Below are 15,977 nucleotides of genomic sequence, written 5' to 3'. Positions count from 1 at the left end.
TTTATTATAGACGACAATTACATTAAGTCCTCAAATTGGGCTGAATCACAAAGAGTGATTCAGTTTATAAATAATGAAATACAGTTCTATAAAAATCTATCATTTAAAGTTATAAATGTAGATAAAGAAGCCTTTACAAGAACCGATATATCAGTAATAGGAGTTACAAAATATCCTTGGTTAAGAGTTTTTGAAGAAGGAAAAATTATTGATAATTGGAATATAGATTCATTAAAAGAAGGCAACTGGGATAATTGGAGTAAAAAATGGGGAGTTGAATATACACTGGATGAACTCAATGAATTGCGTAAATCTAGTGAGCTTCAAAAAATTGAAGCTGAAAGAAAACTTTTGGAGGAAAAATTAAATGAGCAAAAGAAAATACTTGAGCAAACCAATAATGCAAAAAAAGCTACTGATGAAGCTAGTTTAGGATTAAATAAAAATTTAATTATTGGAGGTGCAGCTCTCGTGTTATTGTTCATCTTTTTAAGAAAATAAATTAATCAAAATAAAACATTAAAACCATGAGTGTTAGAAATCGCAGAAGAATTGTAATTCCACCAAGACCGGATGCAGCACCTTCATTGGCTCCAAAAATTGTTAAGCCAAAAAAATTATCTAAGAAACCATCTCAGAAAAAATCGTAATCATTTTTTCATTAGTTAAATAAAAAAAAGGACATGACAAAAAAATCATCATCCATCGGACGCAAGAGAAAATCAACCTCTAAACGTCGCAAAACAACCATCGGTAAAAAACCATTGGGAAAAACAGTAAAAGCTTTTGGCAAAACATGGACCAAAAGATCTTGCCACACTACAAAAGCTGCAGCAAATAAAGCCGCAACTTCTGCACGTCGTGGAGGAAAAGCGGCCATGGTTAAAAAGAATCCAGCCGGAGGTAGTTGCTTATTTGTTCGTGCAAAAAAGAAAACAGCTTAAGCCATGTGTAGTGGTAACATAGCATGCAAATCATGCAGTCGCAAATCTGCAGTACGTGGAATTGGTCGGCGCCGTCGTAAATCAAATAAATCATCAATAAAAGCATTAAACATGAAAAAACTCAATCTTAAAAACTTCCAGCCTGCTTTGGAAGTCGCAGGGGGTTTGGTAGTGAGTAAATTCATTAACACTCTTCCTATTCCTTTTATTAATAATAATCCTACAATTTCTGCAGGTGCAAAAATTGCTCTTGGTTTGTTATTCGGATCAAGATCCGGAACAGTTGGAAATATCGCTACCGGTGTTATGGTAGGAGGTATCACTGATGCCATTGAAAAATATTTGCCTTCACTTACTCCAGGTGGTGGGGTTACACCTAAAGATGTAACTATGAATGGGCTACTTGCACCTCGCAGACGTGAAGCCATTGCAGGACAATCTTCTGCATTAAATGGAATCAATTGTCCAGTTTCTGAAACTGCAGCTCACGCTTAAAATCAAATCATTATTAATTTTTAAAACTTATAATTGTGAAAAATATTAAATTCATTTTATCAATATTCCTGGCTGCTGTTGTAGTATTAGGAATGCCTTACTTTTTAGGCGCGTCAGAAAATATATCTGGGATTGTTGTAGCATCCATGATGATTGCACCGGATCCAATTCGTGCAGCTTTTTCTAGAGCTGTTGAACATTTTAAAGCTGTAAATGGCGTTTCTGATATTTCAGAACTTGGCTTGCAACAATTTAATGTCCGAATGATAAAAGAGCTTAGCAATACAGCGAATTCTTATACCATGGATATTAAAAGTAAAAATGCTGCAAATACAGACATTCAAACTTTTGAAATACTTGCTCCAGACAAACAACATTTCTTTGCCGCCTTCATAAGGGTTGCTTTTAGAAAATGGGATGCAACGAACAAATTATTATTTCCAGCTTTTTCACATGAAGATGCAAACTACTTGACCGTAGCAAACGAATTAAACTCAATGTATTCTTTGTTTAACGGAACTACTGATGTTATCACAGATAACAATGGTCGAGTAGTAAACTTAGACAATAATCTATTCAGAAGAAATCCTGGGCAACAATATGAGCTTGTAGCTTCTGCACAGCCATTTTGGCCAGCTTATGGACCATCGTTGGAAGAAAAAGGTTACATCCAATTAGCTCCGAACTTAATTATGGACACAAATAAAGTGAACCAAATTAAAACCTTCTTAAAAGGATATCAAGCTGCAATTGCAGGTGGTGCAAATTTCAACGTATTGCAAGTAGACGTTTTCGGATGGTTGTTTGGTGGAGTTGTTCCTTCTGGACCAGGTTGTAGCCTTGGAGCATAACTGACTGTTTTGTATAATTATCATAGTGCAACGTAATTTTTTCAGGCGGTAGAAATACTGCCGCCTGAATTTTTAAAAAATCAAAAAACAATTATGAACGGTTTACTCCAACAAATGGATCCGCATTTTCGCGAGCATCCAGCACGTTATACACACATCCAAGAAATTGTCACAGATGGCACAAATCGCCGAATGAAACTGGATGATAATAATCTCTTGGAAGGAAAACATATTATTGGGTTAGTTGTCTTGCGTAAACTAACTAACTCTAAGTCTCCAACAGGAAGAACACTTGCCTCCGATGTAATCATAGACGGTTCTTATATCACAATTCGCTCAGGTCAAAAAGATACTTTGCGCGATTGTCCTTTAGCCTGGCTTTCTAAAAAATGCGATGGTGCAGAAGGTATTGGCCATTATGTCCAACTTTCAATTCCAAGTGGAATTGTTCCAAATTCTTCTTACATCCAGGTTGCAGATGGTGTAACACTTACTACCAATGAAGCAATTGTATTAGTATGGATTTATATTAATCCAGATGAAGTTGATTGTGCAAATCCATTATAAGAAATGAAACCTAGTATTCGTAAAATAGATGATCTAAGAGAATGGTTTTTTTCCATGAAACTTCCATTTTGGACTATATGGAATGGCTTTGGAAAAGATCAAAAAGATAGAGCTGCTGTCAATAATGATATTCCGGATCTTCAAGATTCTTGGGATGCTCTAGAAAATCATTTGCGAAGAAAAATAGCTAGTGGTGGCAGACTTACCATATTCATTACAGATAAGGCAGGTACTTCAAATGGACTTACGGAATTTTTAGAATTGCAGAATACATATAACTCTCAAAGTGGCATAGCTGGCATTGGATCCGGAGATCCAAATTTTATTGCAGGTAAACCAATTGAAGTATATGTTGCAGAACAAGTTGATGCAAAAATTGCTGGTTATGAAAAGGACCGTGAAATAGCTGAATTAAAAGCTGCACTTGCAGAAAAAAATCAGGGATCCGGAATTCAAAAAGTATTTAATCGTGTGGCTGATGAACTTCCTATTCAGGAAATTATTATGGCCGTGATTTCAAAATACCTGGGATCTCAGTTTGTTCCGCAAACTGCTATCAATGGACCGCCACAAGAACAAGCAGATATGCATGAACTTACACAAGAGCAAGCAGATGCAATCAATGAATCATTGATACGCATTCAAGTTGTATTCCCAGACATTCCTAATTTCTTACATAAACTAGCTAAATGGATTGAAAAAAATCCTGAAATGGCTAAAACATTTTTTAAACAAGCATAGATGAATCCAATCATTGCAAGATCGGTCGGAATAACACTTCCAACATTTAATAATGCAAGTCGTGTAGATAATGGCAGAGCAATATTAAAAACTGCAGATGGAAGACCTATTAATGAATTTATTACAAACATCGGTCGTGCGGTTTTTAAAAATGGTCGCATCGATAATGTTCGTAACATGATCATTTTTAAAAATGCTGGAACCACGGATATAATGATTTGTGGCAATATCAAATTAAAACCAGATGGATCATTGCAGCTTGGATCCTCTAATAATGTAGATCTAAACTTTCAGATTTATTCATATGATTTTCCTAGTGATCCTTTCAATGCGAATGGATTTAATCGCCTTGAAATTATTGAGGTCGTATTAGCCGATAAATTTACTTCATCTTATCAAGCTCAAGGAATCTATGTTAACTAATATGTGGGGTGCAATATTTGCTGGCAATAGTGCTGTAGAAGGTGGGGGAGTAGCTGATCTTCCGCTTACAAAAGAAACTGCAAAGGATCGCCGCTTTCAAACTAATAATGTAACTATTCCTGCAGGTGCATTAGTTATAAATATTTATAATCCTACAATTAATGATTTGCAATTAAGTATATCTGCAAAACCAGTTGATCCAATTGCCGTAGGCAGTCAATACAGTTTTGAATCATCTATCAATTTATTTTCTAAACGTCAGGATGTTTCACAACCTATTACGTGTAGCTCACCAAATGGTGAACTATTCTGGGTGTATGTAAAATATCCTCAATCGGATCCAACAGATCCATTCACTTTGTAAATTTTTAAACCAAAAATATTAAAATGAAAAATCTTTTTAAACTCTCTCTCATTTCGATGATACTATTAATCGTACAATCGAATTTATTTTCACAAGCTGGTGTCACAGGATACCAGGTATATGATCATGAAATGCGTTGGTTATGTGACTCTGCATCTTCAACAACATTTTATCGTTTGGATCTATACCGTCCAGGACAAGCGGTTGTTACTGTTGGTAATTATAAACCTGATGGTTCAGCATATACGCCAACATCTACAATTAAAGTAGGACCTTGTTCAGGAACAACTTCAAATCCGGATTCAACTTATCAATATTATTTTACCCAAGCATGTGACTTTTTTACTGGTGCTACAGGAACTCCATATATTAAAATTTGGCGGGTTGGAACAACTACTGCTAGTCCAGGAAATAAAACAGTTTCATTCATGGGCAATTTTAGAGCAGATAACGGAGCTTCATATACACCTACTGGTACTTATATGGATGGTTTTTGTTCCGGTTGGGTTGATAAAACTGTAACCAATTTGCAAAATATTATTTCAACTTCAACTACAGGATCTATATCTGCGGCAAATGGAAAATTTTCTATACATATTTTAAATGTAGGAACTAACCTTGGTACCGTGACAGTAAATTCAACAGTGCAAAATATTTACCCAGGGTCTGAATGGTATTGTGATTCTCAAGAGGATCCAATATCAAATGAACTACTTGGTTGTCCTTCCTTAACATGGGATTGTGCAGCCAATGGTGGTACTACATTTTTGATCGTTCGAAAAGGAGACTAATACCCATATACAATGAAAAGACTTCTAATAATACCAGCCATAATAATGGCCTGTCTGTCTTTTCTTATCGGACAATCAGGCATTAATTACGATTACGAAATATATTCAATCTGTATGGTAGATTCTGTTTCACCTTCTAATCAAAAACAAATATGGGGCCTGTATGATTATGGCCGTAAAGCTTTTGGTTATTATACCGATGAAACAACTACAATTGCTTATACTCCAACTGGAACACTAATTCCTTGCTTTTCTTTAAATGGAGTAAATGAATGTAGACTTCGAGCAGTTTCAAATTCATCTAACAAAAGAAAATGGCAACTTGCAATATCAGATGTATCATCATACCATGATGATATCTATTTAGGATCGATTACTTATGAGGAATTTTTGGGATCCGGAGTTGGTCCGGCAAAAGCAAAGCTGCCAATACCACTTAACTATCCATACGGAAATACAGACCGAGAAGCTTCTCGGTTTGTGGCCGATCTTAAAGACTGGCTTGATTGTAAAGGTGTGCATTATATTGATAGCTCAACCTGGGCCATGCGTGGAGTGTATGCTCTTGACTTCCAAATTCATACTGTGCGCAACAATTGGGATATAGAATTAAGTACAGCACTTTTTACTATTAATTTAAAAGATCCAAATCCAGTAGTGCTTACCAAAACTGGCGGTAATACAGTTGTAACAAGTGTATCCACAGAAGAAGTTTGTGAAGTATTTAGAAAAGAAAAAAATGGAGCGGTTTATTATATACTTCCATATTATTCTACAACACCACTTTATCCTAATGATGCTTCCTTTGGATTATTAGGCCGACGAATTGATTGTAATTATCAATCTAATCGTGGAGATGATTGTGATAGACCAGCTTCGCAAAATTGCTACATCACAAAAACGGATTCAAGTTTGTGTAGTTACTATCTTCTGATTTCAACAAAAGATACCATTACAACCATCTGGGCCAATGGTTCTACAATTCCAATTAACGGAAATTATTATGCCACTGTACAGCCAGATCATAAGCAACTGCAAGACACGATTCAAAAGTGGCTGCATAACACAAATAAATACGGTAAAATTTCTATTGAAAATACCAAGAATGCATCTGCAGATGGTTGGGTAATATCTATTCAATACTCCGATGTAATTTTTGATTCCGTTGGCACAAATCGAGGTCGATATTACTTTGGAATAACTGATTGTAAGGACTATTTATATTTTGATGTTACACGTAATGAATTAGGAGGTGTAATAAACGTAATCAATCAATACGGCGAAAACGTAATCTGTCCACCGGAAGCTTCTGTAATGATTCCTTGTGATCAAATGAGTGAAATTGGTGGGTGCATATACAAAGGTAATTGGGGCCAAGAATTTTATAATACTGTTGGAACTCGCAGTTGGGATCTTTCCAAATTTTCTTCATTTTCAATATTTCAGCAATCCGGCTCAGGTACATTCATGATTCAACGTTATGGAGGAAATACTACAAGTACCATAATGTCGTCAGGAAGTACATATTCAGTAAAATCGGAACAAAAATGTAAATATCTAAATAAACAAACAGTTTCACATACAATGAGTGGAACCGGACAACTTGTAATCTCATACACATGGTAGCCAGGATCATATTATTATTATTGTTCATTTCGAATTTCGCTTTTTCACAAGCTGAAATACACTGGTCACCAGGTAGGGATTCATTGGCACTTGGTGATAGCATTAAATACATGCATTTAATTGGACGCAAAACTTCTGGCTATGGAGGAATTGATCAAATAAGAATTGGATCCGGACTAACAGTTGCAGGCGATTCCATTAGTGCAAGTGGTGGCGGTGGTGGATCAGCAAGTATTGATTCGTTTTTTTATCGTGGTGATACGGTATACGCCTCCGTTACCGGTGATGGGGTAGCCATGAAATATGCAGTGCTTACAAAAAGTATAATAAATCCATCACAATTAACATCTGACCAGGATGATTATAATCCGTCCGGTTTTGATGCAGCCAATATCATCAAGATAAGCGGCGATAATGGACTCAGGGCAATAACAGGACTTGCACCACAATCTGATGGTGAAGAAAAAAAGTTTATAAATACTGGTAGTTATCCGTATTATTTTACTGGTGAAAACACAGGAAGTACTGCAAGTTATAGAATTAAGTGCAATAAGGATATCTTCGTATATCCAGGCCAAACTGCAATTCTTACTTACGATACAATTGCAGATCGATGGTTTATTTTTAAAACATCGGATGGAGAAAATCCAAAAGAATTAAAAATTAGATCACCATTATATTCAATTACTGCAGCCGATTACAGTGAATGGGGATTTACTACAGCGACCGGAACCATAGGACAGCAAACTTCTAGTTCAAATACTTTTGCTGGTATTTATATTGGAGGATCAGCTAATACTCAATATGAAATATGTTACCATTTAAAAACTGGTTTATTCACCTATTTTGGTAACGCACATATTTATACCAACTCCAATATTAATATTCCAACATTATCAGATGCAACTGATACCTATACTTATGAATACCGGATTTGCAATTCCCCTACGACTGGAAATACTGCAATCAATAATAGTGTTGGAATTCGGTATACACATGGAACTAATTCTGGTAAATTTCTAGGATTTTCAAAAGATAATGGAGGAACAGAAACAACCCTTGACCTTGGAATTACTGTTGCCACAAATACAAATTATGATCTAAGAATTGAAATTGATAAAGCAAGATCAGAAGTACATTATTATATTGATGGTGTAGCAGTAGGACGTATTTACGCGAATCTTCCAAATGCAGCAACTGCTACAGCTTCCCATATATTTTATAAAAGTGCTGGTACAAACCCTAGACAAGTTACTATTCAAGATTTTATAACCGCAGCGATTTATCCTTAAAATTTATTTATATGAGAAATTTAAAATTATTATTGCTTTCAATTACAACAATGTTTTCATTTTCTTGCCTTGTTGTCGATGCAAGTAAACCTATTACTTCATTAATTCCTTCTCAATTAATTGTTTGTCCAACTCCAAAATCTGTTTATGCTTCAAACATTACTTCAAGTTCTGCAGATATTCGTTGGAAAGGAACAGGCCCAACAGATTACGAAGTAAGAATTAGAATTAAAATATCAGAAGGAGTTTTCGGTGATTGGTCACCATGGGCTTCATACAGTGGAAGTCCTATCAATCTTCATTCATTCTCAGGACTAGATCCAAATAGTTTTTATCACTATAATATTAAAAGTGTTTGTGGAGATGAAAATTCTGCCACAGTTTCTGGATGGTTTGTAACTGAATAATTAATTATATGGAGATTTTTAATGTATTTGCCGAACATGGTATTCTTGGACTAGTTCTAGGATTTATACTGTTTATCATAATTAAACCAGTAGTAAGTTCTTATGTGAAACTAATTGACAAAAACACAGAAGTACTTGCATCTATTTTAAATAAAGTAGATCAGAATTTAAGCCATTCGGAAGAAATTAAAGGCGATATCAAAGAAATCAAATCTGACATTAAACAAATAAATAATAAATTGTAATGAAACCTAGCTGCTTAATCAAAATGGCAATCATTGCCGGTCTTGGGTATGTAATAATAAATGCGATCGTAAAAAGAAAAGCGATTGCACCTCCAAAAAACACACCTGTTGATTCTGGTTTTGATGATTATGTACTCATTGATAATGTACGTATGAATGGACTTCCTAAAAGAACTGGTAATGCAATCGCATGAAACTAAATTGGAAAATTGTAATAGCTCTAATAGCCGGCTTTGCACTGCTAAGCTCAAAAGCTTTTGGTCAATCTTCCAATTCTAATAACAACGCAATGGTAAAACTATTTTTAGATTCATTCACAAAAGCATTTGGTGCTCTCAATGAAGCACAAGCAAAATCAATTGCTCAAATCGTTTTATCATTTATTGCAAATGGTGATCGCGATCTTAGAAAGCTTGCGTACATTCTTGCAACTGCCTGGCATGAATCAAAACTATTATTGGTAAAAGAAAAAAGAGCGGCGCCCGGTACCGATGTTTATTCTAAACAAGAAAGATATTGGAATACTGGCTTCTATGGTCGTGGATATGTGCAATTAACACACGAATCAAATTATAAAAAACTAGGCAATGTTTTAGGAATTGATCTTGTTACAAATCCTGATTTGGCTCTAGATCGAATTTATTCTGCAGACATTTTAGTCATTGGAATGCTCGAAGGATTGTTTACAGGCGCTGCTTTATCAAGATATATTAACAATGGACAAGCAGATTATATCAATGCTCGTAAAGTTGTAAATGGCGTGGATCGCGCGGATCTAATAGCGGGCTATACTGCAACCATCATTAAAAACATGGAATATCCAATCGTCTAATCATGAATAGAACTATATTAATATATAGAGCAATACCAGGTTCTTCAATTGCAGATTCTGAATTTGATCTTATCCAGGATCTTGCAAGTTCTTCATTTTCATTTCTTGTAATTGATACCGAAGGAATCGACAATCGCAATGGTTGGTTTTTTGCAGAACCAATTTCAGATACTAAACAAAAAGTATATCGCAGTCTTCCAGTTACGGCATCTATAAATGAAGTAATTGATTTATTAAACTCAATTACTTCTAATGGTTTAGATCCAAATAACATTCCTAAGGCTGGCAGCCATCCAGGCAAGCCAGAAGACGTTTTAATTGATCTTGAAGGAAGTGGGGGAGCGTATCGTGGTTTGTTTCCAATATTTACAATTGCCGGAGCTCCAGCATGGCTGGTTGATCTTTTAAACACTTTAACTGGCCATGGTAAACTTGCTTTCTATTTATGGTTGATTGCTTCTGGATTAATCGGTAGTAAAGTAGCTACCGATAAGAAAAAATCTATTCTGTATTGGGGGCTTCTATTGTTTGCGGTTAAAATGACTTACGATTCTTACAAGTATAAACAACAAGCAAGTAAACAAAAATTTGTAAGCCCATGAATTACCCAGAACTTATAATTTTCACACAACCCAATTGTCCACATTGTGAGGCTGTTAAAACAGATATTGCTTTAATAAAAGCTAACTTTCCAAATGTAACACACATAGATCTTAAGCCTGGACCTTCAAAAGAAGCGGACACAAAACTTGCAAGTACCTTTGGAGTTGTAGCCACTCCTTCGGCTGTAATTATTGAAGACACAACACCAATTACATTTATTTTATACGAAGGTGAAAATTCATTTAAAGAAAATTTCCTGGCCAATGCTTATCAAAGAGCTATTAATAAAGTTCCAAAACCTGCAAATCCAGTTCCAACAAATACTACAACTAAGCCTAATGTTCCACCCATAAGCGTGGATCCTGGGCCGGTGACTAGCTCTGACAATAAAAAACCAATTCTTATAGCTGCAGCTATTGTAGCGCTTTTATTAATTCTTAAATAAAAACAAATGAATAAAAACACTAAATGGCTTATAGTTGGCGGGCTGGTATTGACCGGAGGATTTTTGTTGTACGCAAATTACAACGAAAAGAAACGGAGGGAAGAATATGCCCGCCTATTATCTGCCTTCAACCAAAAAAATGGTTACGCCGAACCTCCACGTAATTCTGCAGCCTGGGAAGAATGGGTAAAACTTGCTATCGGTACTTATGGATATGCAAAGACTCTTTGGGAGCCAGGTGGTATTTTTTATAAATCAAATGTACCACCGGTAACAGATGTCAAATTCTGGACAAGACTAAATTGGATTCCTTAAACTTAAATCATCAAATATGTTACAAAAATTATTTTCATTTCTAGCTTCAAAAATATTCGGAGGAATAGCTCCAAAACAAAAAACTATGATCCTGGGTTGGCTCACAACAATCGTAGGAACTTTCAGCATTCTGTTTTCTACCGAAGCTGTTCAAAAACTTTGCGAACAAAATATCATTTGCCTTGATGGAAATGCTGTCTGGGGTGGGGTGCTTGTCGTAATTGGAGTACTAATAAAAATATTGCGCTTTGTTACCGGTCAAGAATACGGTGATAGACGCTTTCAATAATTTCGGAGATAATGGGATTGGTTTGAAGAAGTCTTTTCTTCCAAGGGCCGGCTAACTTAATTGTTGGCCGGTTTTTCTAAATCCTCACAAAACGGGTGTAAGTTTTTTTTATAGTTTGAAAAATACCTGGCCAATTACTAAATGTAGTGATTGGCTTTTTAATTATCTTTGATTAAGTCTTTTGCTTACTATAAAAATTAATTTTATAAATACAATCGGAACAATGACTTTCTATATTTTTATCATCTATTTCCATCACTTTTTTTAAAACATTAATTAATTCCTTACCATAAATTTTCATGTCTCTAGAAAAAAGATTTATACTATCGTTGTTTTTCTCAATTTCAGATATAATTTGTATTGCATACTCCAAATTTGCTTTTACTGTTTCTATTCTATATTTTGATTTGCTTATTTCATATGAAAACAAAAAGTGTTCAATTGAATTTATTCTGAATTTAAAAGCCATTGAAAAATCTGTAGTCATTGATTCACTAAGTAGTAAATACACATTTCCAATGTTATCAAATATTTTTACCTTTAAGTCTGTAAAATCTTTCAAATGCATCCTATAGTCCTTTTTTTGTGTTGCAATGGTGTCGTCGCATTCCTTCTTTACTTTCTTCACCTTACTGATGAAGTAGCCGAAGCCGATGAGGCCAAAAAGTCCAAACAAGATTGTGACATATAATATAAACCAATCTGATTGACGACCCAACATTTCAGTATAAGATTCTTGTTGAAATTGCATATCTGCAATTTTCGCATTCAATTCTTTTATATTTATTGTTGTTGAAGTGTCCTTAATGTTATTTATATTGATTTGCTTTAAAATTCCGATAGTTTGATCAGAAATCGATTTAATGTTTGAAATTTGTCTTGTACAATAAATTGCGATTATAAATGCAAGACCAGAAATTATCGAAAAGGAATAATTCAAGATTTTTTCCATTGCTTTTAAATTAGAAAATTTATTATCAACAAAATACGTTCCAAAATCAAAAGTCATTATTTTCCCAATTCTTGTAAATGGCAACAAATAAATCTCAAAATGAACTCAACTTTGTTGAAAATAGACTTGCTTTAGGAATTGAATTGTAATAAAACTTTAACATTTTATTTTCCAAGCTTTGTTTTATCTTTGTACCGACTGTTACTTTCTATTCATAATGGGCAAATTCAAAAGAAGTTAATTTTAAGAATAACCGGAAGGTTGGATACCGTAAGGTCCAACGATTTCTTGCTCATGCAGGAGGTGACAGTCACTTCCGGTATTGATCATTTTTTAAACTTTGTATTATGACTGTCACAAATTCAAAAATTAGTAACCAGGTGGCAACCCTGGATCAGATGGTAAAACATCTTCACATTTCCGGTACTCGTAAAATCCGGATCTTCCTTAAACCAAATCATGTTACTATGGATTGCACGGTCAATGGCCGTAAGCATGGATCCAAAGGTGACAACCTGGATGAAGCCCTTGAAAGGCTTTTTGTCAGGCTCCATAATCCAGAATCTTCACCGATTGTATAAACACAATAAAGACCTTAATCAGCTGCTAAACGTAGTAGCTGAATTTTTTGTAATTATTGTTACTAAATATTTCATGAAGGAAATTAGTAAGAAAATCAAATGTTAGAATACTGCAAGCCAAATGTATTTTCACTCAAACATTTTTACAAGTTCATGATAATTAATAAGCCTGACTTTGGTAAAATTCATTCGAAAGTAATAAACCTTACTTTTTACACGGTATTCAATTACTTGTCGGATGTATCTCTCCACATAGCTTTTATGTGGAACTCCAAATTCAGATTTTTTAGTCATAGACCTAATTGTCATCTTGTTTTTAAAGTAATCCATCCAGTAAAGCATAACGATAGCTTGTCTGGGATTATAGGCTGCAATTTTGATATCTTTTAATTGCCATGTGGATCTTAAGGATCCATATTCGCCAATTTGAAAGCTGTAATAAAAGAGTTCTGGCTCCATAAATAGAGGTTAAATTGTAAAATCCGACGTTTTACACTTGTAACTCCTTGCTTTCTAATTACTTGGGACTTTTGTCCCATAATTTATATTATGTTAAGTTACTATTTTGCTACCCTTAACACACTCTTATACTACCTGAATTCTAAAATCACCAGACCCCATATCGGTAAATTCTCCTATCGGTTTTAAATCCAATCCTTCCATTTTAATTTCCTCCTCAAATTCATTTGCAAACTTTGGATCAATCGCAACTAATAATCCTCCACTGGTCTGAGGATCTGCTAAAATTATAAACCATGAATCGTCTCCTAAAGAAATTTTGTGACCATAACTTTTCCAATTGCGATGCGTACCACCTGGTATAGCTCCTTTTTCAATATAATCAAATACACAATCACCTAAAACATCCAACTTAACATAATGTATAGTGGCATCAACTTCTGAGGCTTCACACATTTCTAATAAATGTCCACATAAGCCAAATCCAGTTACATCTGTCATCGCATGTACTTCCGTAAACTTAGATAAACGAGCACCAATCACATTTAACTTAAGCATCGAATCCTTTGCCAGATTTTGATGTTCTGTAGCCAAAATATTCTTTTTCTCTGCAGTCGTCAATATTCCTACGCCCAGTGGTTTTGTTAAGAAAATTAAATCTCCTGGCTTAGCTCCGGAATTTTTCTTTAAATGTTCGATATTAACCTTGCCTGTTACTGCTAATCCAAATATAGGCTCCGGACAATCAATAGAATGTCCACCTGCTAATGGTATTCCTGCTTCCGCACATACCGCCTTAGCACCTTCAATCATTTTTGCAGCCCATTCAGGAGCAATTTTATCAATAGGCCATCCAAGTATTCCAATTGCCAATAATGGTTTACCGCCCATAGCATATACGTCACTTATTGCATTCACCGAAGCAATCCTGCCAAAATCATATGGATCATCTACGATGGGCATAAAAAAATCAGTAGTGCTTATAATTGCAGTTCCATCTCCCAAATCCAATACTGCTGCATCATCCTTATGTTCGTATCCAACTAATAATCCGGGAAATATTTGATGTCGTGTTGTTTTTAGAATATCTTCTAAAATCCCAGGTGCAATCTTACAACCACAGCCTGCACCATGACTAAATTGTGTTAATCGAATTTTGCTAGTCTCCCTTTCCAAAATGCAGTTGTTTAAATTTTAATAAATCGATGGTTATATCCTGTATTGATTTGTCGCTAAAATCTATATTAAAAATTTGCGGACTACTACTTTCAACTAAATTATAATCATAACAAGTGTCATAATATCGCAATGCAATTTTAGCAGCCTCATGATAATTCTGTAGCTCTATAAATTCTATTGCCTTTTGTGTCCATTCATGTCCTAATCGCTTTCTGATTTTTTCAAAGGAAACTTTAAGAGCATTATCATTTTTAATTTCATAATAAAACAAAAGTTGTTCCAATCTACTTTCTATTGTCCTTTCAATATTTATAATTGGAGATGATTTTATCTTATTCCATAATTCTTCCGGAATAAAATTTCGACCAATAGTTCTACTCTCATTTTCTATCCAAATGATTTTATTAAAATCCAATCCATAAATTGCTTGAAATAAATCATTTTCAAATTGTTCATTGGAACGCTGCACGCTCTGCCCTATCCATCCAAATGCAGATCCTTTGTGATTTGCAATAAATTCTAAATCTATTATCTGCTCACCTAAAATTTGCAATCGATTTAATAAATCTGTTTTTCCTGTGCCGGTACGTCCACTTAAAACTAAAAATTTAATGCTAGACTCCTCATAAAAAGTCCTGGCCAATCTACGATATGCTTTATAACCCCCTTCTACAATGGAAATTTCTAAACCAGCTTGACTAAATAACCAGGCAAGACTAGCACTTCGCATGCCTCCACGCCAGCAATACAATATTAAATTATTTTGATAACTATAATCAATTGCTTGTTCAAGCAGAAATTTAATTCTTGGACCTACAAATTCAAGACCCTTTAGTATTGCAGCTTGCTTTCCTGTTTGCTTATAGATGGTACCGACCATTGCACGTTCCAAATCCGAAAACAATGGAAGATTAATAGCCCCAGGTATATGCCCTTTTTGAAACTCACCCGGTGACCGAACATCGATAAATGGTATCGAACTTTTATTTATTAAATCACTAATTTTAGTTTGAATTACAGCCATACTAGGTATCCCAAGCTTCAAAATATTTTACAAATAATTTTGATAAGTTGATTGCATCTGGTAAAGCCCGATGTCTGCCACCTTCAAAGTCGATTTCTTCTAATTTTAAAGCCTTATCCAAGCCAATTGGTTTTGGCAATCCTTTGATTCTTGCGAATTGCGATTTTAAATCAAAATATTCACGAAGCCAATCCATACCAATCCGATGAAATTCACAATCCGCATTAAACAACTGACGATCTTTAGCACCCCATGCATAAAGAGATATGGGCTCATCTGTATGATCACACCAATCTAAAAACTGTTCCATAACAAAATTAAATGATTTTGCCTTGTCTATTTCCACTTGTGTTATGCCTGTTAATTGTTTACAATAAACGGATAAAATCGGTTGCGCTACAGGTTTAATAATTTTGGAAAATGTTTTTTCAACTTCCATGTACGAATTAATATAACAGGCTCCAATTTCAATAATTTCTTGTTTATGTTGAACATTATCTGCACCCCAACATGTTGCTTCCAGATCGATAATAAAATAATTCATACATTAAA

The 15,977-nt window shown here is 34.7% G+C and carries 25 protein-coding genes; 20 read left to right on the top strand and 5 right to left on the bottom strand.

What is annotated here, in order from left to right:
• Nucleotides 1–54: 54 nt before the first annotated feature.
• From IPO86_09995 to IPO86_09905, 19 genes are all read left to right on the top strand, one after another.
• Nucleotides 55–501 (top strand): hypothetical protein, encoded by a 447-nt coding sequence (locus tag IPO86_09995; protein ID MBK9728437.1) that lies wholly within the window; start codon nt 55–57, stop codon nt 499–501.
• 182 nt (nt 502–683) lie between these two features.
• Nucleotides 684–944: a hypothetical protein gene (locus IPO86_09990; protein MBK9728436.1), complete on the top strand. Its 261-nt coding sequence runs from the start codon at nt 684–686 to the stop codon at nt 942–944.
• Between the two features lie 111 nt (nt 945–1,055).
• The gene (locus IPO86_09985) at nt 1,056–1,439 is read left to right on the top strand and encodes a hypothetical protein (protein ID MBK9728435.1); all 384 of its coding nucleotides are present in this window, start codon (nt 1,056–1,058) and stop codon (nt 1,437–1,439) included.
• Between the two features lie 35 nt (nt 1,440–1,474).
• Nucleotides 1,475–2,290, top strand: coding sequence for a hypothetical protein (locus tag IPO86_09980; GenBank protein MBK9728434.1), 816 nt, complete (start codon nt 1,475–1,477; stop codon nt 2,288–2,290).
• A 93-nt stretch (nt 2,291–2,383) separates the two neighbouring features.
• Complete coding sequence (locus IPO86_09975) at nt 2,384–2,857, top strand: hypothetical protein (GenBank protein ID MBK9728433.1); 474 nt, start codon at nt 2,384–2,386, stop codon at nt 2,855–2,857.
• 3 nt (nt 2,858–2,860) lie between these two features.
• Nucleotides 2,861–3,598: a hypothetical protein gene (locus IPO86_09970; GenBank protein ID MBK9728432.1), complete on the top strand. Its 738-nt coding sequence runs from the start codon at nt 2,861–2,863 to the stop codon at nt 3,596–3,598.
• Nucleotides 3,599–4,021 (top strand): hypothetical protein, encoded by a 423-nt coding sequence (locus IPO86_09965; protein MBK9728431.1) that lies wholly within the window; start codon nt 3,599–3,601, stop codon nt 4,019–4,021. It abuts the gene before it with no gap.
• Nucleotides 4,011–4,385, top strand: a complete 375-nt coding sequence (locus IPO86_09960; protein ID MBK9728430.1) for a hypothetical protein — start codon at nt 4,011–4,013, stop codon at nt 4,383–4,385. The genes IPO86_09965 and IPO86_09960 overlap by 11 nt, the downstream gene beginning before the upstream one ends.
• Before the next feature lie 23 nt (nt 4,386–4,408).
• Nucleotides 4,409–5,176: a hypothetical protein gene (locus tag IPO86_09955; protein MBK9728429.1), complete on the top strand. Its 768-nt coding sequence runs from the start codon at nt 4,409–4,411 to the stop codon at nt 5,174–5,176.
• A 12-nt stretch (nt 5,177–5,188) separates the two neighbouring features.
• On the top strand, nt 5,189–6,802 hold the full coding sequence (locus IPO86_09950) for a hypothetical protein (GenBank protein ID MBK9728428.1): 1,614 nt from the start codon (nt 5,189–5,191) through the stop codon (nt 6,800–6,802).
• On the top strand, nt 6,796–8,094 hold the full coding sequence (locus tag IPO86_09945; protein ID MBK9728427.1) for a hypothetical protein: 1,299 nt from the start codon (nt 6,796–6,798) through the stop codon (nt 8,092–8,094). Before IPO86_09950 ends, IPO86_09945 begins: the two co-directional genes overlap by 7 nt.
• A gap of 11 nt (nt 8,095–8,105) precedes the next feature.
• On the top strand, nt 8,106–8,501 hold the full coding sequence (locus IPO86_09940; GenBank protein MBK9728426.1) for a fibronectin type III domain-containing protein: 396 nt from the start codon (nt 8,106–8,108) through the stop codon (nt 8,499–8,501).
• Nucleotides 8,502–8,509: 8 nt separating this feature from the next.
• Nucleotides 8,510–8,746, top strand: a complete 237-nt coding sequence (locus tag IPO86_09935) for a hypothetical protein (GenBank protein ID MBK9728425.1) — start codon at nt 8,510–8,512, stop codon at nt 8,744–8,746.
• A 23-nt stretch (nt 8,747–8,769) separates the two neighbouring features.
• Complete coding sequence (locus IPO86_09930; protein MBK9728424.1) at nt 8,770–8,940, top strand: hypothetical protein; 171 nt, start codon at nt 8,770–8,772, stop codon at nt 8,938–8,940.
• 95 nt (nt 8,941–9,035) lie between these two features.
• The gene (locus tag IPO86_09925; GenBank protein ID MBK9728423.1) at nt 9,036–9,578 is read left to right on the top strand and encodes a hypothetical protein; all 543 of its coding nucleotides are present in this window, start codon (nt 9,036–9,038) and stop codon (nt 9,576–9,578) included.
• Nucleotides 9,579–9,580: 2 nt separating this feature from the next.
• A complete protein-coding gene (locus IPO86_09920) occupies nt 9,581–10,180 on the top strand; it encodes a hypothetical protein (protein ID MBK9728422.1) in 600 nt (199 codons plus the stop codon).
• A complete protein-coding gene (locus IPO86_09915; GenBank protein ID MBK9728421.1) occupies nt 10,177–10,626 on the top strand; it encodes a hypothetical protein in 450 nt (149 codons plus the stop codon). Before IPO86_09920 ends, IPO86_09915 begins: the two co-directional genes overlap by 4 nt.
• Before the next feature lie 6 nt (nt 10,627–10,632).
• Nucleotides 10,633–10,941: a hypothetical protein gene (locus tag IPO86_09910; GenBank protein ID MBK9728420.1), complete on the top strand. Its 309-nt coding sequence runs from the start codon at nt 10,633–10,635 to the stop codon at nt 10,939–10,941.
• 16 nt (nt 10,942–10,957) lie between these two features.
• Nucleotides 10,958–11,230 carry a hypothetical protein gene (locus tag IPO86_09905; protein MBK9728419.1) on the top strand — a complete coding sequence of 91 codons (273 nt, stop codon included), beginning with the start codon at nt 10,958–10,960 and terminating at the stop codon, nt 11,228–11,230.
• Between the two features lie 172 nt (nt 11,231–11,402).
• Here IPO86_09905 and IPO86_09900 read toward each other — a convergent pair whose 3' ends face one another.
• Nucleotides 11,403–12,182 carry a hypothetical protein gene (locus tag IPO86_09900; GenBank protein ID MBK9728418.1) on the bottom strand — a complete coding sequence of 260 codons (780 nt, stop codon included), beginning with the start codon at nt 12,180–12,182 and terminating at the stop codon, nt 11,403–11,405.
• 347 nt (nt 12,183–12,529) lie between these two features.
• On the opposite strand from IPO86_09900, the gene IPO86_09895 reads away from it, so the two are divergent.
• On the top strand, nt 12,530–12,763 hold the full coding sequence (locus tag IPO86_09895; GenBank protein MBK9728417.1) for a hypothetical protein: 234 nt from the start codon (nt 12,530–12,532) through the stop codon (nt 12,761–12,763).
• Between the two features lie 129 nt (nt 12,764–12,892).
• Here the strand turns inward: IPO86_09895 and IPO86_09890 are convergent, their stop codons facing one another.
• The 4 genes from IPO86_09890 to IPO86_09875 form a co-directional block, all read right to left on the bottom strand.
• Nucleotides 12,893–13,222 carry a hypothetical protein gene (locus IPO86_09890; GenBank protein ID MBK9728416.1) on the bottom strand — a complete coding sequence of 110 codons (330 nt, stop codon included), beginning with the start codon at nt 13,220–13,222 and terminating at the stop codon, nt 12,893–12,895.
• A gap of 126 nt (nt 13,223–13,348) precedes the next feature.
• Nucleotides 13,349–14,398 carry a selenide, water dikinase SelD gene (gene selD, locus IPO86_09885; GenBank protein ID MBK9728415.1) on the bottom strand — a complete coding sequence of 350 codons (1,050 nt, stop codon included), beginning with the start codon at nt 14,396–14,398 and terminating at the stop codon, nt 13,349–13,351.
• Nucleotides 14,382–15,446, bottom strand: a complete 1,065-nt coding sequence (gene mnmH, locus IPO86_09880; GenBank protein MBK9728414.1) for a tRNA 2-selenouridine(34) synthase MnmH — start codon at nt 15,444–15,446, stop codon at nt 14,382–14,384. Before mnmH ends, selD begins: the two co-directional genes overlap by 17 nt.
• The gene (locus IPO86_09875; protein ID MBK9728413.1) at nt 15,427–15,969 is read right to left on the bottom strand and encodes an exonuclease domain-containing protein; all 543 of its coding nucleotides are present in this window, start codon (nt 15,967–15,969) and stop codon (nt 15,427–15,429) included. Before IPO86_09875 ends, mnmH begins: the two co-directional genes overlap by 20 nt.
• Nucleotides 15,970–15,977 lie beyond the last annotated feature (8 nt).

Source organism: Saprospiraceae bacterium (assembly GCA_016717265.1).
Lineage (GTDB): Bacteria > Bacteroidota > Bacteroidia > Chitinophagales > Saprospiraceae > Vicinibacter.
The sequence above is the reverse complement of the archived record's forward strand: the minus strand, read 5'-3'. Positions and strand labels throughout refer to the sequence as shown.

Bases quoted from the DNA above. Each gene is read 5' to 3' on its own strand.
- IPO86_09920 (MBK9728422.1), top strand. From the start codon at position 9,581: ATGAATAGAACTATATTAATATATAGAGCAATACCAGGTTCTTCAATT.
- IPO86_09925 (MBK9728423.1), top strand. From the start codon at position 9,036: ATGGTAAAACTATTTTTAGATTCATTCACAAAAGCATTTGGTGCTCTC.
- IPO86_09915 (MBK9728421.1), top strand. From the start codon at position 10,177: ATGAATTACCCAGAACTTATAATTTTCACACAACCCAATTGTCCACAT.
- IPO86_09930 (MBK9728424.1), top strand. From the start codon at position 8,770: ATGGCAATCATTGCCGGTCTTGGGTATGTAATAATAAATGCGATCGTA.
- IPO86_09940 (MBK9728426.1), top strand. From the start codon at position 8,106: ATGAGAAATTTAAAATTATTATTGCTTTCAATTACAACAATGTTTTCA.
- IPO86_09895 (MBK9728417.1), top strand. From the start codon at position 12,530: ATGACTGTCACAAATTCAAAAATTAGTAACCAGGTGGCAACCCTGGAT.
- IPO86_09950 (MBK9728428.1), top strand. From the start codon at position 5,189: ATGAAAAGACTTCTAATAATACCAGCCATAATAATGGCCTGTCTGTCT.
- IPO86_09960 (MBK9728430.1), top strand. From the start codon at position 4,011: ATGTTAACTAATATGTGGGGTGCAATATTTGCTGGCAATAGTGCTGTA.
- IPO86_09985 (MBK9728435.1), top strand. From the start codon at position 1,056: ATGAAAAAACTCAATCTTAAAAACTTCCAGCCTGCTTTGGAAGTCGCA.
- IPO86_09945 (MBK9728427.1), top strand. From the start codon at position 6,796: ATGGTAGCCAGGATCATATTATTATTATTGTTCATTTCGAATTTCGCT.
- IPO86_09990 (MBK9728436.1), top strand. From the start codon at position 684: ATGACAAAAAAATCATCATCCATCGGACGCAAGAGAAAATCAACCTCT.
- IPO86_09910 (MBK9728420.1), top strand. From the start codon at position 10,633: ATGAATAAAAACACTAAATGGCTTATAGTTGGCGGGCTGGTATTGACC.
- IPO86_09975 (MBK9728433.1), top strand. From the start codon at position 2,384: ATGAACGGTTTACTCCAACAAATGGATCCGCATTTTCGCGAGCATCCA.
- IPO86_09890 (MBK9728416.1), bottom strand. From the start codon at position 13,222: ATGGAGCCAGAACTCTTTTATTACAGCTTTCAAATTGGCGAATATGGA.
- IPO86_09935 (MBK9728425.1), top strand. From the start codon at position 8,510: ATGGAGATTTTTAATGTATTTGCCGAACATGGTATTCTTGGACTAGTT.
- IPO86_09875 (MBK9728413.1), bottom strand. From the start codon at position 15,969: ATGAATTATTTTATTATCGATCTGGAAGCAACATGTTGGGGTGCAGAT.
- IPO86_09965 (MBK9728431.1), top strand. From the start codon at position 3,599: ATGAATCCAATCATTGCAAGATCGGTCGGAATAACACTTCCAACATTT.
- IPO86_09900 (MBK9728418.1), bottom strand. From the start codon at position 12,182: ATGGAAAAAATCTTGAATTATTCCTTTTCGATAATTTCTGGTCTTGCA.
- IPO86_09955 (MBK9728429.1), top strand. From the start codon at position 4,409: ATGAAAAATCTTTTTAAACTCTCTCTCATTTCGATGATACTATTAATC.
- IPO86_09905 (MBK9728419.1), top strand. From the start codon at position 10,958: ATGTTACAAAAATTATTTTCATTTCTAGCTTCAAAAATATTCGGAGGA.
- IPO86_09970 (MBK9728432.1), top strand. From the start codon at position 2,861: ATGAAACCTAGTATTCGTAAAATAGATGATCTAAGAGAATGGTTTTTT.